This window comes from Lactobacillus laiwuensis (genome assembly GCF_019972835.1).
Lineage (GTDB): Bacteria > Bacillota > Bacilli > Lactobacillales > Lactobacillaceae > Lactobacillus > Lactobacillus laiwuensis.
On record NZ_BPPB01000001.1, the window covers coordinates 196540 to 219300 of the forward strand.

Sequence of the window (22761 nt, forward strand, 5' to 3'; positions counted from 1 at the left end):
GGGAGGAAAGCATGAAACACAGAATAGGGCGTGTTGAAGGAGAAATCCTCCGTGAATTAACGAAAATTTTACGAAAAAATATTCGTGATCCACGAGTTAATGATGTTACAGTCACAGCGGTTGAATGTACAAATGACTTATCATATGCTACTGTTTACTACAGCATTCTTTCTGAAGATTCTAAAAAAGAAGAAGAAGCAGCTGCTGGCTTAAATAAAGCTAAGGGACTGATGAGACATTTGTTAGGACAGGTCCTAACTGTTTATAAAGTTCCTGAGTTGATTTTTAAACGAGATAATTCAGTTAAATATGGTAGTAAAATAGATCAGTTAATCGCTGAAGTAAAAAAGCAGGATGCAAATCGCAATAATTAAGAAAAGCGCTGTGAGGCGCTTTTTTCATGGATAAGGTTAGTTAAATAAAATGTTGAATGGTATTTTAGTGATAGATAAGGATAAGGGCATGACAAGTGCCGACGTTGTCTATCATTTACGCAAAGTGCTGCATATTAAAAAAATGGGTCATGCAGGTACCCTTGACCCTGACGTTACTGGAGTCCTACCAATTGCAATTGGTCAGGCCACAAAATTGATTGAGTTGATGCACAAGGAAAATAAAAAATATGTAGGACAGGGAATTCTTGGCTTTGCCACTGATAGTTACGATATTAGTGGGACAAAAATAGAATCCAAAAAAATTACTACTGAAATTAAAGGGCATCAAGTTCAAAAAGCTATGCAAGAGTTTGTGGGCAATATAGAACAGGTACCACCTATTTATTCGGCCGTCAGAGTGAAGGGTAAGCACTTATATGAATATGCAAGAGCAGGTATTAAAGTAGAAAGGCCTAAAAGACAGGTTGAAATTTTTTCCTATGATCTTGTAAATGAACCTGTTTTTGATAAAGTAAATGGTCAAGAGCTTTTTGATTTTGAAATTGAATGCAGCAAAGGGACCTATGTTCGTTCTTTAGTAAATGATTTGGGAACAAAGCTTGGTGTGCCAGCAGTAATGAAAAATTTGCGCCGTACTTCTAGTTCAGGTTTTGATATAGATCAAGCTGTTAGTTTGACTGAAATTACAGAAAATCCAAATATGGTAAATGAATTGCTTCAACCAATTGACTCTTTTTTTTCTAACTATGCCCATGAAGACATTGATACAAATCTGTGGGGCAAAGTTAAAAATGGTGCCACGATTTCTCTGAAAACGAATGCAAAAAAAGTGGCATTACGATACAATAATAGAGTTAAGGCAATTTATCAAAAAGATGGTACCATGTATCGCCCTTATTTAATGCTTTTACAAAATGAATAAGTGAATGAAGGTCTTATTATGGAAGTTATCCATTTAACTTACCCGTTTAAGGAAAATATTATTTCTAATAAAATAATTCTTGCTTTAGGGTTCTTTGATGGTGTTCATCGTGGTCATCAGGAATTAATCAAAATCGCTAAGGAAAAATCAATTCAAAAGCATTTACCATTAGTAGTAATGACATTTGATCGGCATCCTAAAGAAATTTATCAGAATAAAGAAGTTAGCTATATTGATACTTTAGCTGAAAAAGCTTATAAAATGCAGGAACTAAAAGTTGATTTTTTGCTGGTGATGCATTTCAATGAAGCATTTAGTAAACTGACTGCACAAGAATTTGTAGATAAGATTATTGTTAGACTACATGCGGATACAGTGGTAGCTGGCTTTGACTATACTTATGGTCCCAAACAGATTGCCAATATGAAAAACTTCCCCAAATTTGCTAAGGGAAGATTTGCTATTATTGATGTTCCAAAACAGTCGTGTGATGGCCAAAAAATAGGCTCTACCGAAATCAAAAGGGCCATCACCAATGGAGATATGGAATTGGCCGCAAAGTTATTAGGTTTTCCGTATGTTATGTCCGGTTATGTTGGCCATGGTTTACGTAATGGCCATAAGCTTGGTTTTCCTACTGCAAATCTAGTTTGGCCTAAGGACAAGGTTGTTCCTAAAATTGGAGTATATGCTACTAAAACCAAGATTAAAGGCAAGTGGTATGAGTCTATGACAAGTGTGGGCTACAATGTCACGATTAATGAAGGTAAAAAGCTATATATTGAATCGAATTTATTTGGATTTGATCAAGAAGCCTATGATGAAGAAATAATAATTAAATGGTATAAGTATACTCGTGGCGAAATTAAATTTAATAACTTGAAGGATCTAAAAAAACAAATGAGCGCTGACGAGTCAGAAATTAAGACTTATTTTGCAAATATTGATTAGATTGATTGCTTTTAAAGAGACGAGAGTTTTTGGTAAAAAAGTTAGCACTCAACTTGACATTCTGCTAAAAGCTAGTATCATATTAATTGTTAGCACCTGATAGGATTGAGTGCTAAAAGTGAGGGCGATATTTATGTTGACCGAACGTCAAGAATTAATTTTAAAAACTATTATCAATGATTTTACGCAGACACATGATCCTGTTGGCTCTAAAACAGTGATGAATCAATTGCCTATCAAAGTTTCGAGTGCAACTATTCGTAATGAAATGGCGATTTTAGAAGATAAGGGTTTGATTGAAAAAACTCATTTGTCAAGTGGTCGAGTACCTTCAACAGAGGGCTACCGTTACTATCTTGACAATTTAGTTGAGCCGTTGCAAATTTCATCTTCTGTTTACAAGAAAATCATTAATCAGCTTGATCAGCCGTTCCATCAAGTAAATGACATCGTACAGGAAGCGGTTAAAATTTTGTCTGACTTAACAAATTACACTGCATTCGCGGAAGGGCCTGAGAATAGTGATTTAACTATTACTGGCTTTCGTATTGTGCCTTTGTTTAGCAGACAAATTATGGCCATTCTAGGTACTAGTGATGGTGATGTTCATGACCAAGTTTATAACTTACCAAACAATATTCATGGTGATGACATTGAACGGGCCGTACGTATGATTAACGATGAATTAGTTGGAAAAACGCTAGATCAAGTTACACCAGGTTTTCTCAAAAAGGCCCTAGGTAAAAAGCTAAAAGCTGCTCATGTTTCTGAATTAATAGACTTAGTTGAAGATGTGATTAGTGATGCTGCCAGCGAGCAAATGTATGTCGATGGTCAGATTAATTTACTCAATAACATTTCTTTAAGCGATGTTTCTAATTTGCGATCATTATATGAAATGATTGAGCATAATGATTTGATGTCCAGTCTTTTGGATCGCGAGCAAAATTCTAAAAGTGACCGCTATCCTGTTCGGGTTAGCCTAGGATCTGAACTGTCCAATGATCTATTAAAGGATTATAGTCTGCTTACGGCAGAGTATAGTGTTGGTACCCACGGAAAAGGGATAATTGCTTTACTTGGCCCTGATAATATGCCGTATTCTCAAGTTATAGGATTACTTGAATATTTTAGAAACGAGTTGTCTAAAAAGTTGCTTGATTATTATGGTAGATTCAAATAAAGGAGGTTAGCCGTGAGTAAGGAAGAAATTCATAGTAAAAATTCAAAAAAAGAGCAAAAAGAAACAACTGAATCAAAAGAAGTTAAAAAGGATTCTCAAGCTAAGGCTAACGCAAAAAAGAAACCTGAGTCTTTAGAAAGTAAATTGCAACACAATTTGACTCAGTTGCAAAAAGATAAAGACGACTTGGAAGATAAGTACTTGCGCAGTCAAGCAGAAATGCAAAATATGCAAAATCGGTATAATAATGAAAGAGCGCAGCTTATTAAATATGAATCACAATCTTTAGCTAAAGATGTTTTACCAGCGATGGATAATTTAGAAAGAGCTTTGGCAACAAAGGTTGATGATGAAGCTTCAAAGCAGCTTAAAAAGGGAGTGCAAATGACACTTGATTCTCTGGTTAAAGCCATGAAAGATCACGGAATCAGTGAAATCACTGCTGAAGGTGTGAAGTTTGATCCCAATTTGCACCAAGCTGTTCAAACAGTTGAAGCTGAAAATGATGATCAAAAAGATCATGTTGTGCGGGTTTTGCAAAAAGGATACTTATACAAAGATCGTACTTTAAGACCAGCGATGGTTGTTGTAGCACAATAATTGAAAGGAAGCATATCAATGTCAAAAGTTATCGGAATTGACCTCGGAACTACCAACTCAGCAGTTGCTGTTCTTGAGGGTAAGGAACCAAAAATTATTACCAATCCAGAAGGAAATCGTACTACTCCATCAGTAGTCGCTTTCAAAGATGGAGAAATTCAAGTCGGAGAAGTTGCTAAGAGACAAGCAATTACTAATCCTAATACTATTTCTTCAATTAAGCGTCACATGGGTGAAGCTGATTATAAGGTCAAGATTGGTGATAAAGCATACACACCTCAAGAAATTTCCGCTATGATTTTGCAATATATCAAGAAATTCTCTGAAGATTATCTTGGTGAGAAGGTTACCGAAGCAGTCATTACCGTTCCTGCATACTTTAATGATGCTCAGCGTCAAGCTACTAAGGATGCTGGTAAAATTGCTGGCCTTGATGTTAAGAGAATAATTAACGAGCCTACTGCATCTTCACTTGCTTATGGCCTTGATAAAGATGCTGAAGATGAAAAAGTTCTGGTTTATGACCTTGGTGGTGGTACCTTTGATGTTTCTGTTTTGCAATTAGGTGACGGAGTCTTCCAGGTACTTTCAACTAACGGTGATACTCACCTTGGTGGCGATGACTTCGATAATAAAATTATTGATTGGCTGATCAAGAATTTTAAAGATGAAAATGGAGTCGACCTTTCTAAAGATAAAATGGCTTTACAAAGGCTAAAGGATGCCGCTGAAAAAGCTAAGAAAGATTTGTCTGGCGTATCTTCAACTCATATCTCATTACCATTTATTTCTGCTGGTGAATCTGGACCATTACATTTGGAAGCTGATTTAACTAGAGCGAAATTTGACGAATTAACTGCTGATTTAGTTGATAAGACAAAGATTCCATTTGACAATGCATTGAAAGATGCTGAATTAACAGTTAATGACATTGATAAAGTTATTTTAAATGGTGGGTCAACTCGTATTCCTGCTGTTCAGGATGCAGTTAAGAAGTGGGCTGGTAAAGAGCCTGATCACTCAATTAACCCAGATGAAGCTGTTGCTTTAGGTGCGGCAATTCAAGGTGGAGTTATTTCTGGTGATGTTAAGGACGTAGTTTTACTTGATGTCACTCCTCTTTCCTTAGGTATTGAGACCATGGGTGGCGTATTTACTAAGTTAATTGAAAAGAATACGACAATTCCAACTTCAAAGAGTCAAATTTTCTCTACTGCTGCTGACAATCAACCGGCTGTTGATGTTCACGTTTTGCAAGGTGAGCGCCCAATGGCTGCTGACGATAAAACATTAGGTCGTTTTGAACTAACAGACATTCCTGCCGCTCCACGTGGTGTTCCTCAAATTCAAGTTACATTCGATATTGACAAAAACGGCATCGTTAATGTTTCTGCTAAAGATATGGGAACCGGTAAAGAACAAAAGATTACCATCAAGAGTTCATCCGGTTTATCTGACGAAGAAATCAAGAAGATGCAAAAAGAAGCTGAAGAACATGCTGAAGAGGATAAGAAGAAGAAAGAAGAAGTTGATCTTCGTAATGAAGTCGATCAATTAATCTTCTCAACTGAAAAGACTTTGAAGGATGTCAAAGGCAAGGTATCAGATGATGATACTAAGAAAGTTCAAGATGCACTTGATGCTTTGAAGAAGGCTCAAAAGGACAACAACTTGGATGAGATGAAGTCCAAGAAGGATGAATTGTCTAAAGTTGCCCAAGACTTAGCAGTCAAATTGTACCAAGCTAATGGTGGGGCTCAAGGTGCACAAGGACAGGCTGGACCTCAAGCTGGACCACAAAATCCTGGTTCCCAAGATGGCAATTCAGGTAGTGGTTCCGCAGGTGAAGGCGAGTTTCATAAGGTAGACCCAGATAAGTAAAGGGTTTATAATTGAATAAATTAGAAAAGAACTGCCAAAAAGTAGTTCTTTTCTTTTGTAAAGTTAAGGAGCTTATAGATGGCACAAGAAGATTACTATAGCGTTCTGGGTGTTGATCGCAATGCCAGTGATAAGGAAATTACCTCTGCTTATCGTAAACTTGCCAAAAAATACCACCCTGATTTAAACCATGAACCGGGTGCTGAAGAAAAGTATAAGAAGGTTAATGAAGCCTATGAAGTTTTACATGACCAGCAAAAACGAGCACAATATGACCAATTTGGTTCGGCCGGAGTCAATGGTCAGGGAGGCTTTGGCGGTGCAGGTCAAGGATATAGTGATTTTGGCGGCTTTGGTGATTTTGGTGATATTTTTAATGATTTCTTCGGTGGTGCAACAGGAGCAAATCAGCGTCGCGCCAACCCAACAGCACCAACTCGTGGTGAAGATCTAGACTATACTTTGTCAATTGATTTTATGGATGCAATCACGGGCAAGAAGACTCAGGTTTCATACACTCGGAGTGAAACATGTCCTACATGTAAAGGTAATGGTGCTGAAAAAGGAACGCATCCGATAACCTGTGATAAATGTAATGGTACTGGTTACATGACAATAACCCAAAAATCTATGTTGGGAGTTATTCGTCGGCAGACAGTTTGTGATAAATGTCATGGCAAAGGCGTAATTATCGAGCATCCTTGCCAAACTTGTCACGGCAAAGGCGTAATTGATGGCAAAAACACTATTGAAGTTAATATTCCAGCCGGAATAGATAATGGACAGCAATTACGTTATGAAGGTCAGGGCGAAGCAGGTAAAAATGGTGGTCCTTATGGAGACCTTTATATCAGTTATCGTATTAAGCCATCAAAAGATTTCGAACGCAAAGGTACTACTATTTATACTACTGTTCCAATCTCGTTTGCCCAGGCAACTTTAGGCGATGAAATTAATGTTAAAACCGTGCATGGAGAAAAGAAATTAAAAATTCCTGCTGGTACACAGCCTAATAAAGAATTTACTTTGCGGGGCGAAGGTGTTCCATATTTGCGTGGCAGTGGTAATGGCGATCAAATTACTACTGTTCAGGTACAAATACCAAAATCAATTAACGAAAAACAAAAGCAGGCTTTAGTTGAATTTGTTAAAGCTGGAGGAGGCTCAATTACCCCTCAGGAAAAAGGCTTTTTTGAAAGATTAAAGGAAAAATTGCAATAAAAAATATGCTATTATTACTGTGAATGTTGGTCTGCAAAAATGGAGAATTATGATGTTGAGTTGCCCAAAAGGTTATAAATACTGGTGTAAAAATGGATCTGACTTGACTATTAAACCTGACGCACCTTGTTGGGCCAAAAAAGAATTCAAAGATTATATGAGGCTTTTTAAAGAGAATGGCAAGCCAGATAAAAATGGCATTATAAGATATTATTAGTATTAATTGAAAGTTTAACTAAAGGACTAATTCTTCAAATTTGGTGGGATTAGTCCTTTAATTTCGGAAAAATGATTTTTTGTGGGACTAATTGAATATTTAGTGTCATCAATTACCAAAGTCTAGTTATAAAGAATAAATAATACCAAGACAAAGAAGAAAATGTATATGAAAAGACACTGAGCAGTGATATGACTCCCAAATTTAGGACAAATTTGGGGGTCACATCACAGTATAGCTCAATGCCTTTTTTTCTTGGTCTAGAAATAGTTTTTTCTGATTTAATTGATTTTAAATTTTTACGCGCTATAATGTAATAAATATTTAATAATTTGTTAATAATATGGGCAATAAAAATGAAATTAAGTAACTTAATAAAAGCAAATGTTTTAAATTCAATTTTGATCGTATTTTTAGTGTTAATTTATGGCTGTGGTTCTGCCTTCAGCTCATACGTTATTAAGTTCGCTTATAATAGCCTGAGTAAAAGTCATTTCTTTCAATTTTTGTACTTTATTTTGGTTAGTCTAATTACAGGATTAGTTGCCTTTATAATTAATTCTGTGGCAACGTGGCTTTATAGTAGACAGCTGCAACAATATATTGGCTTGATCAGAGATAATCTCGTTAAGCATTATTACCGCAGTAAATCTGTTTCTACAGCAGCAATGGTAAATAATTTAAATAATAATTTGCAGCTATTAACTGACCAATATGGTAATCAAGTTTTGCGTATACTTAGTTCCCTTTTTGTAATGATTACTTCGACAATTGCTTTAGTCATGTTTCATTGGTCGATAGCTGTTTTAGTAGTTACTTTGGTCATTATCACTTTATTAGTGCCAAAACTAACGCATAAAGCTCTAACGAAAGCAACCAAAAAAATTTCTGAACAAAATAAAAAATATTTAAATACCATATTTCAGTGGTTTAACGGTCTGGCAGAATTAAGAAGGTACCTAGCATTTGATGCCTTTAGTCATTATTTGACAAAAAAGGGGACAGATTTGGAGCAATCTTATGTTGACAGGCAAAAAGTCATGGGACTTGCTCAATTTATTAATGGGTGTGCAAATTCTTTTTCTCAAGTAGCTGTGACATTTCTAGCAACAATTTTATTTTTCGCTAAAATTGTTTCTTTCGGTACTATTATTGCTGCAGGAACTTTGGCATCTAGTATCTTTAATTCAGCTTTGACTATCACTACCGCATTAACAAGAATGCAGTCAACCAAGAATATAAATCAACAACTAAATGAACTGCAAAGAGAAATTCCAAGCACATATTCAAATGAAGCAAATTTTTCTGTAATAAAAACTAGAAGTTTAAAGTATAAATATCCAAATAATAGAGAAATTTCCTATCCTGACATGACTATCAAGAAGGGCGAGAAGATTCTATTGCAGGGTAGAAGTGGTTCTGGTAAATCAACTTTATTCAAACTGCTTTTGGCGGAATTAAAGCCTACCAGTGGACAAATATATTTTTGTGATAAGAAAGGGAACAAGGTTAAAGTTGACCGCAGTCAAATAAGTTATCTGGCGCAAGACAATTTTCTATTTCCAGCATCTATCAAAGATAATATTACCATGTTCAATAGTAAATTAGATAAAGCTGTTGAAAGATATGTAAAATCAGTTCAACTGGAGTCAAATTTGGCTGGCTTTCCGTCTGGCCTAGAAACGCTGGTTGATGTTGACAAAGATAATCTTTCTGGTGGTCAAAGACAAAAGATTGTTTTAGCACGTAACGAGATCCAAAACAAGCCCGTAATTTTAGCCGATGAGTCTACTAGTGCCATTGATGAGAATGCAACAAACAAAATAATTAGTAATCTTTTGAATAGTGGTCAAACTATTATAGTTATTGCTCATAATCTTACTAAAGATACTAAAAAATTGTTTGATAGAGTGATAAATATTGACCCTAATCGAGGTGAAGCTAATTATGACGTTTAAAGGATTGTATTCAACTAATAAAGTTAGAATGATAGTCATTTTACTACTAGAATTTATTACTTCCGGCTTAGTTATTGGTACAAGTTATATTAGTACGTATATCTTTTCTTTCATTCGCAAAAGAATGATAAATGAGTTTCTTTTGTTTTGCCTAATCGTGTTACTTTTATATTTTGCTAGTTATTTAGGCATGAATTTGTGTCAGTATTTAATTGAAAAACAAATTCAACAATATAATCATCAAGTAAGAGCAGAAATTATTGCCCATTTTTTTAATGATTACGCTCACCACAGTCCAAATAAAGTACAAAACATACTCACAAATGATCTTAACTTAATTAAATCCTCTTCTTTGAGCATTTATACCGATATTCCCTATTATGCCGCGCAAATTCTTTTTGTTATCTTAGCCCTCTGGTCATTTCATTGGAGCTTGTTAATAATAGTATTATTTTTAGGCAGCTTAAATTTGTTGCTCCCGCGCCTTTTACGAAAACCCTTGCGAAAAGCTGTTCGAAATTTATCTTCAGCTAACGCGTCATATTTAAAAACTGCAGAAAATTGGTTGGATGGATTAACTGACTTGCAAAATTTTATGGCTGGAAAAAAACTTTCAATTGTAATGGCAAAAGCCTCGAAAAAACTGGAAAAAGCAAATATTAACCGCACAAAGACTATACAATTCTTATCAGTTTTGAATAAAGCAAGTTCAGTTTTGTTAAATTTCTTTCTATTGATTGGCACTGCTCTGTTAATTACACAGAAAATTATTCCTTTTGGCGTGATCGTTACCGTTGAAAATTTTAGTGCAAATTTATTAGAAGCATTACAGAGTCTTACAAATGAAGTTGGACAAATTTCTTCTGCTGGTCAATTAAATCAGAAAATTGCCAAAGATCGTGTTCCAGTGACTGATGTAACAGAGGGTATAGAGCCTATAAGTTTGCAGACCCACAACTTAAGCTATATTTTTTCTAACGGTCAAAAACTAACTTTTCCAGATATCACTATTAAACCACACGAAAAAGTTTTATTAATTGGTGATTCTGGTAGTGGTAAGACTACTCTTTTTAAATTGCTTTTAGGTGAATTGAAACCTACAACTGGTGTAGTTGATTTTTTTGATCAGAATAAAAACAAACTTAATCCGTAAAACTTAAGGTTAGGCTACATTCCTCAATTACCTGTTTTGTTTCCCGTTAGTATCAAGGACAATATAACAATGTTTAATAAAGATCTAGAAGAAAATCTAAAACGAGTAATTAAAAATACCTGTTTTAATCAGGACCTTAATAAATTTGCTGCAAAAGAAGAGACAATTATTAACTTAAATAATTTGAATGTGTCTGGGGGACAAAGGCAAAAAATAGTTTTAGCTCGGTCAGAGATTCACGGAAATCAATTTTTGTTAATTGACGAAGGTACTTCGGCAATAGATGAAGAAAATAGTGCGGTAATAATTAACAATATTCTTAATAGTCCTGTTACGGTATTTATGATAGCGCACAATTTGTCACAGAAAATTCAAAATAAGTTTGATAAAACGATTTATTTAAATAAAGGAGATAGGTTTTAAATATAATTTACAAATAAAATTAGTACAAAAATCCCCAAATTTTTTATCAAATAGAAAAACAAATCTAATTAATAAAATAGTTTTGACTACCTCTACTTTTTACTTAATTGCTTTTAACTGTTTCATTTACTTTGTTATAATAGTAAAGATAGAGTAAAGGGTGCAAATTATTTATGGACATAACAAAATTACAAGATTACCAAAAACATATTCGCAATTTTTCAATTGTAGCTCATATTGATCATGGTAAATCTACGATTGCCGATCGCATTTTAGAATTGACTGATACGGTATCTGAACGCCAATTAAAAAATCAGATGTTAGACGATATGCCGCTGGAACGCCAACGGGGCATCACCATCAAGATGAACTCAGTAGAAATTAAATATCATGCTCAAGATGGCGGAGACTACATTTTTCATCTAATTGATACCCCAGGACACGTAGATTTTTCTTATGAGGTTTCCCGTTCCTTAGCGGCTTGTGAAGGTGCACTTTTAGTAGTCGATGCTTCGCAAGGTGTGCAAGCCCAAACTTTGGCAAATACATACTTAGCAATTGATGATGACTTGGAGATTTTGCCTGTTATAAATAAAATTGATCTGCCTTCAGCTAATCCGGAGCAGGCTAAAGAGGAAATCACAGAAATGTTGGGATTAGATGCTTCCGACGCTGTTGAAGTTTCCGGTAAAACTGGGCAAGGAATTAAGGAGTTGCTTGAACGGATAGTTAAAGATATCCCAGCTCCTAATGGAGATCTCCAAGCACCGTTAAAAGCGTTGATTTTTGATTCAAAATATGATGACTATCGCGGTGTTGTCCTATCTGTACGGATTGAAGAAGGTACGGTTAAACCCGGCGATAAAATAAAAATTATGAATACGGGTAAGGAATATGAAGTTACTGAAGTTGGGGTTTCTAGTCCACATCCAGTTAAAAAAGATATTTTGATTGCTGGGGATGTTGGCTATCTGACAGCAAATATCAAATCTGTTCGTGAAACTCGTGTTGGTGATACTATTACTTCGGCTGAGCACCCAACTGCTGAAGCACTTCCCGGTTATCGTCAGATACCACCGATGGTTTATTCAGGTATGTATCCCGTTGATAATTCTAAATACGATGATCTTAAAGAAGCTTTGCAAAAACTGCAGCTAAATGATGCTGCTCTAGAGTTTGAACCCGAAACTTCGACCGCTCTTGGGTTTGGATTTCGTTGCGGTTTTTTAGGCTTGCTTCATATGGATGTGGTCCAGGAAAGACTAGAACAGGAATTTAATTTGGACTTAATTATGACCGCTCCTTCTGTAGATTATCATGCCATAATGAATGACGGCACAACCAAAGTAATTGATAATCCTTCTGATTTACCGTCTGCAGGTGAATATAAGGAAGTGCAGGAACCTTTTGTTAAAGCAGAAGTGATGGTCCCTAATGATTTTGTCGGTCCAGTGATGGAACTATGCCAGCGTAAACGTGGTGAGTTTGTGACTATGGATTATTTAGACAAATATCGGGTTAACGTGATTTACAATATGCCGCTAGCCGAAATTATTTATGATTTTTTTGATGATTTAAAATCTTCCACTAAAGGTTATGCCTCACTTGATTATGAAATTACGGGTTATCGGGCAACTGACTTAGTTAAAATTGATATCCTGTTGAATAAACAAGTAGTCGATGCTCTTAGTTTCATTGCTCACCGGGATGAAGCTCAAAATAGAGCACGACAAATGACATCAATGCTCAAGAAACTTATTCCCCGGCAGAACTTTGAAGTTGATATTCAAGGGGCAATTGGAGCAAAAATTATTTCTCGTGCCACCGTTAAGCCATACCGCAAGGATGTTACTTGGAAAATTCATACGGGTGATCCTGATAGAAGGGCAAAGCTGCTTGAAAAGCAAAAGCGGGGTAAAAAACGGATGAAGGCAGTGGGTCATGTAGAAATTCCCCAAGATGCTTTTATGGCTGTTTTAAAAATGAATGATGATGACTTAAATTCAAAATAGAAAATAAATATAAAAAGGCTGAATTAAACATATGATTGAATGGCGTGAGCGAAAAGGTAAAGAATTAGCTCCGGAATTGATTGAAAAGTATCAGCTTAGCCCGATTACGGCTAAGCTGCTTTCTTTGCGCGGAATAAATACTGCAGCAAAAATTGAATTTTGGTTTAATGCCACTGAAGATGATTTAGCAGATCCCTATTTAATGCACGATATGAAAAAAGCTGTTGACAGGATTAACCAGGCAATTGATGCGGGCGAAAAAATTACCATTTATGGTGATTACGATGCTGATGGTATTACTGCCACCACTATTATGGTGGAAACACTGGGCATTTTAGGTGCCGATGTTCATTTTTTCATTCCCGATCGTTTTAAAGATGGTTATGGACCAAATCTTGAATCCTACAAGAAAATTGTAGCAGATGGGACTAAGCTGATTATTACTGTAGATAACGGTATTACTGGAGTTGACGAGGTTGCTTTTGCTAAAAGTAAAGGTGTAGATACAATAATTACAGATCACCATAAATTTCAAGATAAAATTCCTGAAAGCTATGCGTTAGTTCATTGCAACTACCCTGGCCAAAAATATCCGTTTGATGATTATTGTGGTGCTGGAGTGGCCTATACTATTTGCCGAGCTCTAATGCAAGATTCTATGCCAGAATTATTGGAACTGGCAATGATTGGAACCATTGGAGATATGGTTAAGGTTTCCGGAGAAGGTCATATTATCGTTAAACGCGGTTTAAAAATGCTTAACGAAACTCAGCGGCCAGGCTTAAGGGCTCTTATAAAAAATGCTGGTTTACAGATGGGGCACATTGATGAAACCGATGTTGGCTTTAACATTGCACCAAGATTAAATGCTGTTGGTAGACTTGCTAATGCGAGTTTAGCCGTTGACTTACTTTTATGTGAGACTGACGAAGAAACTGAAAAAATAGCAGATAAGATTGAAGGTCTAAACGATGAACGTAAGAATTTAACGGCTGAAGTTTATCAATCTTGTATTAATCAGATTAAAAATAATGGTTGGCAAAGAGCTAAGACTTTAGTTTTATATAATCCAAAATTCAATGAAGGGGTTTTGGGATTAGTTGCAAATAAATTAGTTGAGAAAACTCATAAGCCAACCATAGTCCTGACCAAGAATGAAGAGGGAATTATCAAGGGCTCGGGAAGGTCTGTAGATGGCTTTAACCTTTTTAATGCCTTAGAACCTTTAAAGGATAGACTTTTTCTTAAATTCGGTGGTCACGATTTTGCGTGTGGCTTGTCTATGACTGAAAGCAAAATTTCCTCGTTACGCAAATCATTTGAAGACAGTTTTACAGGTGCTTTTAATCAAAACATTCGTTATTATGATTGCGAACTAACTTTTTCTCATCTGGATTTGAAAATTATAGCTGATATCAAACAAGTCGGTCCTTTTGGCACTGATAATGTTAAACCCATTTTTAGTATTACTCATCCGAAAATTAACAGTTGCTTTTACATGGGTAAAGAGAAAAATCATATCAAATTAAGCATTAGTAAAGACCATAATAAAGTTGATGTTGTAGGATTTAATAAGAAGTTCCTTACAAAAATTCTTTTGCCTTACATAGATCAGCTATTCATAGAGCTACAGGAAAATTGTTTTCGTAATCAAATAAAATTACAAGGCATTATAAAGGGGATCATTTTTGCTGCACCAAAATTAGCAGTTCCTGAACCAGTTGTTGATTTGCGCAATGAAAAATATGTGATGGGATTTGCGGACAGATATTTATTATTTGATAAAAGAAATAAGATCGCTGCTTCTAGTTTATTTGATATTGATCCTGCAAAAATTACATTGGTAAATGATTATGACAATGAAGGTGAAGTAGCAGTCTTTCTAGATGTCCCTCACAATCAAAAAGAATTGAATTTTGCATTGAACAATAGTTACGAACAACTTTATTTACACTTTCTTATGGATCAATTGCCAGTACAACATTTGCCGCTAAAATCTGATTTTGAAATTTTATTAAAATATATATACTCTCACCCTGGTCTGACACTGCAAGATTACCGCAAGGTCGGTAAATTTATAAAACTAAGTTACAATAACATTCTCTTTATTTTGCGAGTATTCTTTGAACTGAACTTTATTCGGTTAGAAGATAATAAAATATTTGGCGTTAATAATCCTGTCAAAAATAAACTAACAAATTCGAAATATTTTCAAGCTACCAAGTCACAGATTTCTTTTGTAAACGAATTACGGCAAATGCCGAGTCAAAAATTACTAATGTACGTGAATGGGCAATTAAAGCAACATTAATTTTTCTTGCTTTTAATGCTTTTAAGCCCAAAATTTGTTAGAATATAAAGGTCGAATAAGCTTTAGCAAGAAAGTTAAGTTTTTGGAGGTTTTTCTTCTTATGGCAAACGATTTTGAGAAACATATTGCAAGTGTCAAGAATTTTCCGAACAAAGGTATAATCTTTCGGGATATCACTCCTGTGCTACAGGATGGCAAATTGTTTCAAGCAGCTACACACAAGTTAGCTGAATACGTTAAAAGTAAAAATGCCGATATAATTGTCGGTCCCGAAGCTCGTGGATTTATTGTTGGTTGTCCAGTGGCAACAGAATTAGGTATTGGTTTTGTGCCAGCTAGAAAGCCACATAAATTGCCGCGGGAGGTCGAGCGTGCTTCTTATGACCTGGAATATGGTTCAAATAGTTTGGAAATTCATAAAGACGCCATTAAACCCGGTCAGCGTGTTGTGGTTTGTGATGATTTACTTGCTACAGCAGGAACTCTAAGAGCCTGCAAGCAATTAATTGAAAACCTAGGTGGAGAGTTAGTAGGTTCTTGTTTTTATATTGAATTACCAGATCTAAAGGGAAAAGAAAAATTACCAGGACTTGACGTATATTCTCTAGTCAAATATCATGGTGCTTAATTTTTATTGACTGGATTTTTAAGTATTAAATTTTAAAAATAAATATACATGAAATGTGCTCTTTAGTAGTTGTATTTGAAATCAGCTATTAAGAGCATTTTTTGTCTGCCAGCTATAAAAGGGGTAATTGGTTCTGGTTAGCAAAATTCAAATATTTTAAATCAATAAAAGCGCTTGCAAAAATATGAAAAAAACTTTGAATTTTGAGTCTAAATTTTTTACAAGCTCAGGTCAGGTATATATAATGATACAGTATTTCAAAAAAGGAGAATAGAGTAATTTGCAATTAAGAAGAGCAACAATGGCCGATTTTGACCAAATTATCGCTATTTTAAAAGATGGAGCTAATCAATTAGCTGAACATGGAGTCAATCAATGGCAAGGTGACTATCCCTCAAAGGGTCAAATTAAAGAAGACATTGAAAATGGTTGGGCCTTTTTAGCAGTTTCTGAGGATAAAGAAACTGTTGGTGCAATTGCTATAGTAGATGGACCTGACCATGTTTACGATCACTTGGACGGTAAATGGCTGAGCAATACAGATCGATATGTTGTTATTCATCGTGTAGCAATTCATTCTCAGCATTCTGGTAAAGGTTATGCTACTAAACTATTACAAGCTGTAATTAATGATATAAAAGTTAATCGTGATGATATTGATTCAATTCGAATTGATACTCACGAAGACAATAAAGCAATGCAGCATTTGATTGCAAAAATGGGTTTTACAAAAGTTGGCCTTTTACATGGTGTTTATCGTCCAAACGAAACATCATATGTATATGAATTAAAAAAGTAAAATCAAAAGATTAATCGTTATTTAAACATAATAAAATATTGATTTAAAAGTAAAAAAGTTGGATAAAATTGTTTACTTTGGTTATTTTATGTATTAATATAAATATAACGAATGTAATTTAAAGCATTTGTTATAAACGTACAACCAGTGAAAGGGGGGATTCAAGGGTCAATTAGCAAAATAACTATCTATCTTTGCTATTGGCTCGCCTCTTAATAAATAATTAACTTTCCTGATTAATTTAACTATTTTTTCCTATTCTAAATTATTATACCAAATAGCATATACAAAACCTTTTTACCGGTGTGATGGAAAAGTCAGGAACTCATCGGTAAACCTTAAAAAACCTGATTACGGAAAATTTCCGCAATCAGGTTTTTCTTTATTTGAATTTAAAATTACCGATTCTTCATTATTGGCTGATAGAATAAATCAATCACGATTGCGGCTATCAAAGCAATAGCAAAAGTAAGCAATAAATTCGTCCAGTTTATTTTTGTCATAGCTATACCAAACAGTGCTAGGATGACCGTTAGAAGGACGTCTCCTAATTGCGTCAAGCCAACTGCTTTAGACGGATAATCCTGCCAGAAGTATTTCTTGGTTCTGGTAATTAAAACTATGAACATAGCACTCAAAACCAGGTAAACATAAACCATCGTTGAAACAGTGCCATGCCCCCAGCCGTGCGTGTTAAGATAGGCAATAGCAGCAATACCAATAGCTGTCCAACCGAAAGCTAATGAAAAAGCGATTTTAGCTAATTTAGCCATATTCCAGTTTTCTGGTTTATAGGTGATGTGGGTTCTATCAGTACCAATCATCATTGTCACCATATTATTCATAATTGTGTAAATAACCATTGCGTTTAAGGCCATTGGAATATAGTTAAAGAAAAGGTAGCCAAATGTTAAAAGCATTGTCAACTGCGCAGTTCTGGCTAACTTTGTTAAGGACCAGGTAGTCATTCTTTGGTACACTCTGTGTCCAGCATCAAGTATTTTTACTATTGAAGACAAGCCATCATTTAAAAGCACCATTTTACCAGAACGTTTAGCTACATCGGCGGCATTAGAGACCGCTATACCAACTTCAGCTTGCTTTAGAGCAGGGGAATCATTCACGCCATCTCCAGTCATACCTACTATATAACCTTTTTTCTGGAAAAATTTAACCATGCGCAATTTATCTTCTGGTAAAACGTCTGCAATACCGGCTAGCTTGCTAGTATCTGTTTGATCAGTAAAATCACGGATAGAAATTACATCACCTTGCAAGTCAACCTGCTTTGCGACAGCAATAGCAGTTTTTTGGTTATCTCCAGTCAGCATAATCGGCTTTACTCCCCGTTTTCTGAGCTCTTCGAGGGCAGCCTTAGAATCTGATCTCACCATATCTTGCAAAATGAAAACTCCGGCCAACTTGTCATCAATTAGCAAGGCTACCGAACGTCCAGCACTGAAATCAATTTCTTTTGCCTTTTCGTTAGCATCTTGATCAATTAAAGAAAGTTGTTTAAAGGAACCTAGTTTAATATTATGGCCATCACAGGTTGCCATAGAATAGCCAGTGCTTGAAGTAAAAGGCGTGAAGTCGGAAGCTGACTTAATGCTTAATCCTTGTTTTTTAACATATTCATCAATTGCAGTATCAATGAGTTTTTTGTTTCTCTGATCCGTAGCAGCTGACGCTAATTGTAGAACATCATTATTATTCATTGAACTGAAATTAGTCCATTGGCCAACTGCTGTTTTATTTTCGGTAATTGTTCCTGTTTTGTCTAGCAAAATCAAATTAAGGTTGGCTGCATCTTGAATACCGGTTAAATCAGAAGTTAATACTCCTTCTTTACTCAAACGGGTAGCTTCAAAGGAGTTAGAAAGCGCAAATGTTGAGGGCATTGCAACTGGTATTGAAGCAATAAACATCATTGCTAAAAATGGCAGCATGTTAATCAAATTATTCAGGTCACCACCCTTAAAGAAAGAAGCAATGACAATTACTAAAGTTAGAATTCCATCAAGAATGCATAAATAGTAAATAATTTTAGTTAATAGTTGTTGCAAGTGACCAGGAGCTGCGGAATTATTAATTAAGTTGATTGTCTTACCGGAACGAGAATCAGCACCTGTGGCAGTAACAACGGCTAAACCATTGCCTTCTGTTACAGTCGTACCAGCAAAGGCTGTATCTTGGGGATTTTTCCGTACCGTCCTTGCTTCGCCTGTAATTGAACTCTCATCAGTAGAAATTTGTCCATCAATCAGTTTCACATCGGCGGCCAAAACATCACCAGCTTGCATACTGATTAAGTCACCAGGAACTAAATATTTTGAATCGATATTCTGCCACTCCCCATCTCTTTGAACCGAAATAGTAGGAGTTAATTTGTGTGAAATATTATTCAGCACTCGCCTTGATTGCTTTTTCTTAGAGGCTCCATTCCAAGCAGCAAAAAGGAGCATTAAAAGCACAAATAATGATTGTATCCATTTTCCTAAGATACACTCTAAAAGTAGAGCAGCTTCAAGAATCCATGCTGACAAATTCCATAACTTGGATAAAAATTCTTTAAAAAAGTTGAATTGAGGTTCAGGAACCTCGTTTAATCCATTTTTCTGCAGAAGTTTATCTGCTTCGGCTTGACTTAAGCCAGTAATTTTTTCAGCCATAATTTTACTTCCTTAGTTATAAATACTTAATTTAAAGTAGCATAAAAATAAGACTTTTGCTAGCAAATTAAATATTATCATTTGCAAGTTTGTTTTAATTTTGTATTTAAAATAATTATAGAAAAGTGTAAAATAGGTATAGTAGTGTATTAGTACACCTAAATTTAAATATATCTTTTTAAAAAATCGAATTTATTCGCTTTTAATCTAGGAGGTGGAATTCATGTCAGTTAAAAAATTTATTGTGACTGCACTATTAACACTCACAGCTCTATTTTGCTTACCCTTCTTTGTTCACAATGAGATTATAGATTATTTCAACGTTGCAATTCCTGAAACATATAGTTATGCTAAGGTCCCAAAAAATACGCAAAAGTATTTTAATGTTCAAGCCTATGATTCTAAAACCGGCAGAAAGCTTCCATACAAAATAAAAAAAGTAGGAGGCTATGATCCAAGCAAGCAATATATTAAAATTGACCATAAAGGCCAGTATGTGAAAGAAATTAAATATGTTTCCAAAAAAGAATTTCAAAAGAAAGTTCATTCCTAAAAGTTAGATAGAAGGAGATACCATGTTCGAAAAATTTTTGGTTCCAGTTTATGTCTTTTTTCTGATTATAACTAACCAAATTCCATTAGATCATAATTCTTGGATTGATAGAGCTGATCCTGCTATTCCGGAAGAAATTAGTTATGCTAAAGTCAAAAAAAATACTCAAAATTATCTAAACGTTCAGGCTTACAATCCTGATACTGGTAAGAAATTACCATATAAAATTGAAAGAGTAGGTGGTTTTGATCCAAGTAGACAATATATTAAGATCGACCACAAGGGACAGTACGTGAGAAAAATTGACTATATCTCCGAAAGTACTTACTTAAAAGCAATTAGTCAAAAAGACGACTAGCCATAAAAATAGCACAAAAAAAGTCTGCAATTATTGCAGACTTTTTGAATTGATAAATTAATCTTTATCAACACTGTCTGGGAAGGTAGCTAAACGCTCGCCTTCGCCAAGTTCTTCTTCAATTTCAAGTAAACGGTTGTACTTTTCAACACGTTCTGAACGAGCTGGAGCACCAGTCTTTAATTGACCACCGTTAACAGCAACGGCAAAGTCAGCGATGAATGTATCACCAGTTTCACCTGAACGGTGAGAAATCATAGTGTTGTAGCCATTCTTACGTGAAAGACGAATAGTTTCCAAAGTTTCAGTAACAGTACCAATTTGGTTTAACTTGATTAATGAAGCGTTACCAGCACCTTCCTTAATAGCTTTAGTCAAAAGCTTAGGGTTAGTACAAATGAAGTCATCCAAAACAATTTGAATTCTGTCTTTGTGGCTTTGAGTAAACTTAATCATGCCGTCAACATCATTTTCATCGTATGGGTCTTCAATTGAAATTAATTCTGGGAATTCGTCAAGTAACTTGTCGTAATATTGAGCTAATTCTTCATCGTTAAATACTTTACCTTCAAAGTGGTACTTGCCGTCTTCTTTGTTGTAGAAGTAGGAAGCAGCACAGTCACAAGCAATGGCAATATCTTCACCAGGCTTGTAGCCAGCCTTAACGATAGCGTCGTGTAAAGCTTGCAAAGCTTCTTCAGAGTTCTTCATATTAGGTGCGAAACCACCTTCATCACCAAGGCCAGTTTCGTAGCCCATGTCTTCAAGAACTTTCTTCAAAGTATGGTAAGTGTTAACGATCTTTTCAAAACCATCGCGGAAAGAAGTCTTCTTAACTGGAGTGATCATGAATTCTTGCACGTCGATACCATTGTCAGCGTGCTCACCACCGTTAATAACGTTGTGGAAAGTTTGTGGCATTTCAAGATCAGTGCCGCCAAGGTATCTATATAAAGGTTGGTGGCTGTCTTTTGCTGCAGCAGCTGCAGTAGCCATTGATACGCCTAAAATAGCGTTAGCACCAAGCTCAGCCTTGTTAGGGGTGCCATCTAATTCGATCATTACACGGTCAATGTTTGCTTGATCATGTGGATCCAGACCTTTTAATGCCTTAGCAATTTTAGTATTTACGTTTTCAACGGCTTTGGAAACACCTTTACCGCCTACACGACTGCCACCATCACGTAATTCAACTGCTTCATTTTCACCAGTTGAAGCGCCTGATGGAACTTCAGCTTTACCAACAACACCGTTTGATAAGGTTACAAAAGCCTCAACAGTTGGATTACCACGTGAATCATAGATTTCCAGTGCATGAACATTTTCAATGACTGATTTTAACATCTAAAAACCTCCTAAATAATAAATGCTGTACAAATTTTTATAAGTACATACATTAGTGGAGCACACGCTCCATATCTACATCACAAATTTTAGCTTAACTTTGTGATTATGTAAACATTTGTAACCGATTTCTAATGTTAAAAAATATTAAAAAAATTTTTATCGCTTTTTTCTGGTATTTGATTTATTATTTAGCTATATATTTTTTTGAATATATAGTTTATTTATATAAGGATACATAAATATGGATAAAGTAAAGTTAATAATAGACTCTGGCGCAAATGACAGAGCAAATGAAAATCTGACTGTTGTGCCATTAACTATGACAATTGCAGGAAAAGATTTTGTCGATGACGAAAATCTTGATATCAATGAATTCATTAGCAGCATGGAGAAAAACACGGAGGAGGGCAAAACTTCCTGTCCCAGCATTAATGAGTGGCTTGAGGCCTTAAAAGGATCTGAATTTGCAATAATGATGACAATTACTAGTGGACTTAGTGGCAGCTTTTCATCTGCTTTTCAAGCTAAGCAAATATATGAAAAAGATCATCCTGATAGCCATGTAATTGTGATTGACTCAAGGACTGCTGGCCCAGAGATTTCAGTTATTCTACAAGAAATTCGGAAATTGGTTAATAGCAAAACTCGTTTTGTAGATTTGGAACAAAAAATATCTGATTATAAGACACACACTCATTTGTTGTTCGTATTAAAATCACTGCATAATTTAGCACTCAATGGGCGAGTTAATATGGCCGTGGCTAAAGTCGCTAAAGTTTTAAATATTGATGTAGTAGGTACTGCCAGTGAAGAGGGTAAGCTAGAGCCTTTAGCAAAAGTACGTGGAATAAAGCGTGCCTTTAAAGAAGTTCTGAAATTAATGAGTGAAATGAAATACAAGGGTGGTAATTTAATTATTGATCATTGTAAAAATGAAAAAGATGCTGAAAGTTTAAAAGCAAAAATTTTAGCACTTTATCCAGAAGCAGAGATCAAAATTCGCTCAATGAGGGGACTTTGCACGTTTTATGCCGAAGAAGGCAGTTTGATGGTTGGTTTTGACGATTTGTAATTTTTTGGCAAAGAAAAAATTCCTTTTTTACACTTGTTCTCTATCTAACAGAATATAAAAAAAGGTGATTTAGTCCTAGCTTAATAAAGCTAGGACTATTTTTTT

17 protein-coding genes and 1 pseudogene are annotated in these 22761 nt (G+C 35.2%); 16 read left to right on the forward strand and 2 right to left on the reverse strand.

Annotation, left to right across the window (positions count from 1 at the left end):
• Window positions 1–11: 11 nt before the first annotated feature.
• The 13 genes and pseudogenes from LDM92_RS00950 to LDM92_RS01010 all read left to right on the forward strand — a co-directional run bounded on the left by LDM92_RS00950 (window position 12) and on the right by LDM92_RS01010 (window position 16654).
• Complete coding sequence (locus tag LDM92_RS00950) at window positions 12–374, forward strand: ribosome-binding factor A (RefSeq protein ID WP_223901641.1); 363 nt, start codon at window positions 12–14, stop codon at window positions 372–374.
• 49 nt (window positions 375–423) lie between these two features.
• On the forward strand, window positions 424–1317 hold the full coding sequence (gene truB, locus LDM92_RS00955; protein ID WP_223901642.1) for a tRNA pseudouridine(55) synthase TruB: 894 nt from the start codon (window positions 424–426) through the stop codon (window positions 1315–1317).
• An 18-nt stretch (window positions 1318–1335) separates the two neighbouring features.
• Window positions 1336–2268, forward strand: a complete 933-nt coding sequence (gene ribF / locus LDM92_RS00960) for a riboflavin biosynthesis protein RibF (protein WP_223901643.1) — start codon at window positions 1336–1338, stop codon at window positions 2266–2268.
• Window positions 2269–2401: 133 nt separating this feature from the next.
• Window positions 2402–3451, forward strand: coding sequence for a heat-inducible transcriptional repressor HrcA (gene hrcA / locus LDM92_RS00965; RefSeq protein ID WP_223901644.1), 1050 nt, complete (start codon window positions 2402–2404; stop codon window positions 3449–3451).
• Between the two features lie 12 nt (window positions 3452–3463).
• Complete coding sequence (gene grpE / locus LDM92_RS00970) at window positions 3464–4051, forward strand: nucleotide exchange factor GrpE (protein WP_223901645.1); 588 nt, start codon at window positions 3464–3466, stop codon at window positions 4049–4051.
• Window positions 4052–4069: 18 nt separating this feature from the next.
• Window positions 4070–5932, forward strand: a complete 1863-nt coding sequence (gene dnaK, locus LDM92_RS00975; RefSeq protein ID WP_109586389.1) for a molecular chaperone DnaK — start codon at window positions 4070–4072, stop codon at window positions 5930–5932.
• 78 nt (window positions 5933–6010) lie between these two features.
• The gene (gene dnaJ / locus LDM92_RS00980; protein WP_223901646.1) at window positions 6011–7153 is read left to right on the forward strand and encodes a molecular chaperone DnaJ; all 1143 of its coding nucleotides are present in this window, start codon (window positions 6011–6013) and stop codon (window positions 7151–7153) included.
• A 573-nt stretch (window positions 7154–7726) separates the two neighbouring features.
• Window positions 7727–9328, forward strand: a complete 1602-nt coding sequence (locus tag LDM92_RS00985; protein ID WP_223901647.1) for an ATP-binding cassette domain-containing protein — start codon at window positions 7727–7729, stop codon at window positions 9326–9328.
• Between the two features lie 28 nt (window positions 9329–9356).
• A pseudogene (locus LDM92_RS00990) lies at window positions 9357–10904 on the forward strand (ATP-binding cassette domain-containing protein).
• Between the two features lie 173 nt (window positions 10905–11077).
• The gene (gene lepA / locus LDM92_RS00995; RefSeq protein WP_223901648.1) at window positions 11078–12916 is read left to right on the forward strand and encodes a translation elongation factor 4; all 1839 of its coding nucleotides are present in this window, start codon (window positions 11078–11080) and stop codon (window positions 12914–12916) included.
• Between the two features lie 34 nt (window positions 12917–12950).
• Window positions 12951–15227 carry a single-stranded-DNA-specific exonuclease RecJ gene (gene recJ / locus LDM92_RS01000; protein ID WP_223901870.1) on the forward strand — a complete coding sequence of 759 codons (2277 nt, stop codon included), beginning with the start codon at window positions 12951–12953 and terminating at the stop codon, window positions 15225–15227.
• A gap of 100 nt (window positions 15228–15327) precedes the next feature.
• Complete coding sequence (locus LDM92_RS01005; RefSeq protein WP_223901649.1) at window positions 15328–15855, forward strand: adenine phosphoribosyltransferase; 528 nt, start codon at window positions 15328–15330, stop codon at window positions 15853–15855.
• Window positions 15856–16135: 280 nt separating this feature from the next.
• Window positions 16136–16654 (forward strand): GNAT family N-acetyltransferase, encoded by a 519-nt coding sequence (locus LDM92_RS01010; RefSeq protein ID WP_223901650.1) that lies wholly within the window; start codon window positions 16136–16138, stop codon window positions 16652–16654.
• 398 nt (window positions 16655–17052) lie between these two features.
• Here LDM92_RS01010 and LDM92_RS01015 read toward each other — a convergent pair whose 3' ends face one another.
• Window positions 17053–19326 carry an HAD-IC family P-type ATPase gene (locus tag LDM92_RS01015; RefSeq protein ID WP_223901651.1) on the reverse strand — a complete coding sequence of 758 codons (2274 nt, stop codon included), beginning with the start codon at window positions 19324–19326 and terminating at the stop codon, window positions 17053–17055.
• A 223-nt stretch (window positions 19327–19549) separates the two neighbouring features.
• Between LDM92_RS01015 and LDM92_RS01020 the strand changes: the two genes are divergently transcribed.
• Both LDM92_RS01020 and LDM92_RS01025 read left to right on the forward strand, forming a co-directional pair.
• Window positions 19550–19879 carry a YxeA family protein gene (locus LDM92_RS01020; RefSeq protein ID WP_223901652.1) on the forward strand — a complete coding sequence of 110 codons (330 nt, stop codon included), beginning with the start codon at window positions 19550–19552 and terminating at the stop codon, window positions 19877–19879.
• Window positions 19880–19901: 22 nt separating this feature from the next.
• Window positions 19902–20237, forward strand: coding sequence for a YxeA family protein (locus tag LDM92_RS01025; RefSeq protein ID WP_223901653.1), 336 nt, complete (start codon window positions 19902–19904; stop codon window positions 20235–20237).
• Window positions 20238–20294: 57 nt separating this feature from the next.
• On the opposite strand, the gene eno is transcribed toward LDM92_RS01025, so the two are convergent.
• Window positions 20295–21581 (reverse strand): phosphopyruvate hydratase, encoded by a 1287-nt coding sequence (gene eno, locus LDM92_RS01030; RefSeq protein ID WP_034979575.1) that lies wholly within the window; start codon window positions 21579–21581, stop codon window positions 20295–20297.
• Window positions 21582–21825: 244 nt separating this feature from the next.
• Here eno and LDM92_RS01035 point away from each other — a divergent pair, with 244 nt between their 5' ends.
• Window positions 21826–22656 (forward strand): DegV family protein, encoded by an 831-nt coding sequence (locus tag LDM92_RS01035; RefSeq protein WP_045928190.1) that lies wholly within the window; start codon window positions 21826–21828, stop codon window positions 22654–22656.
• Window positions 22657–22761: the final 105 nt, after the last annotated feature.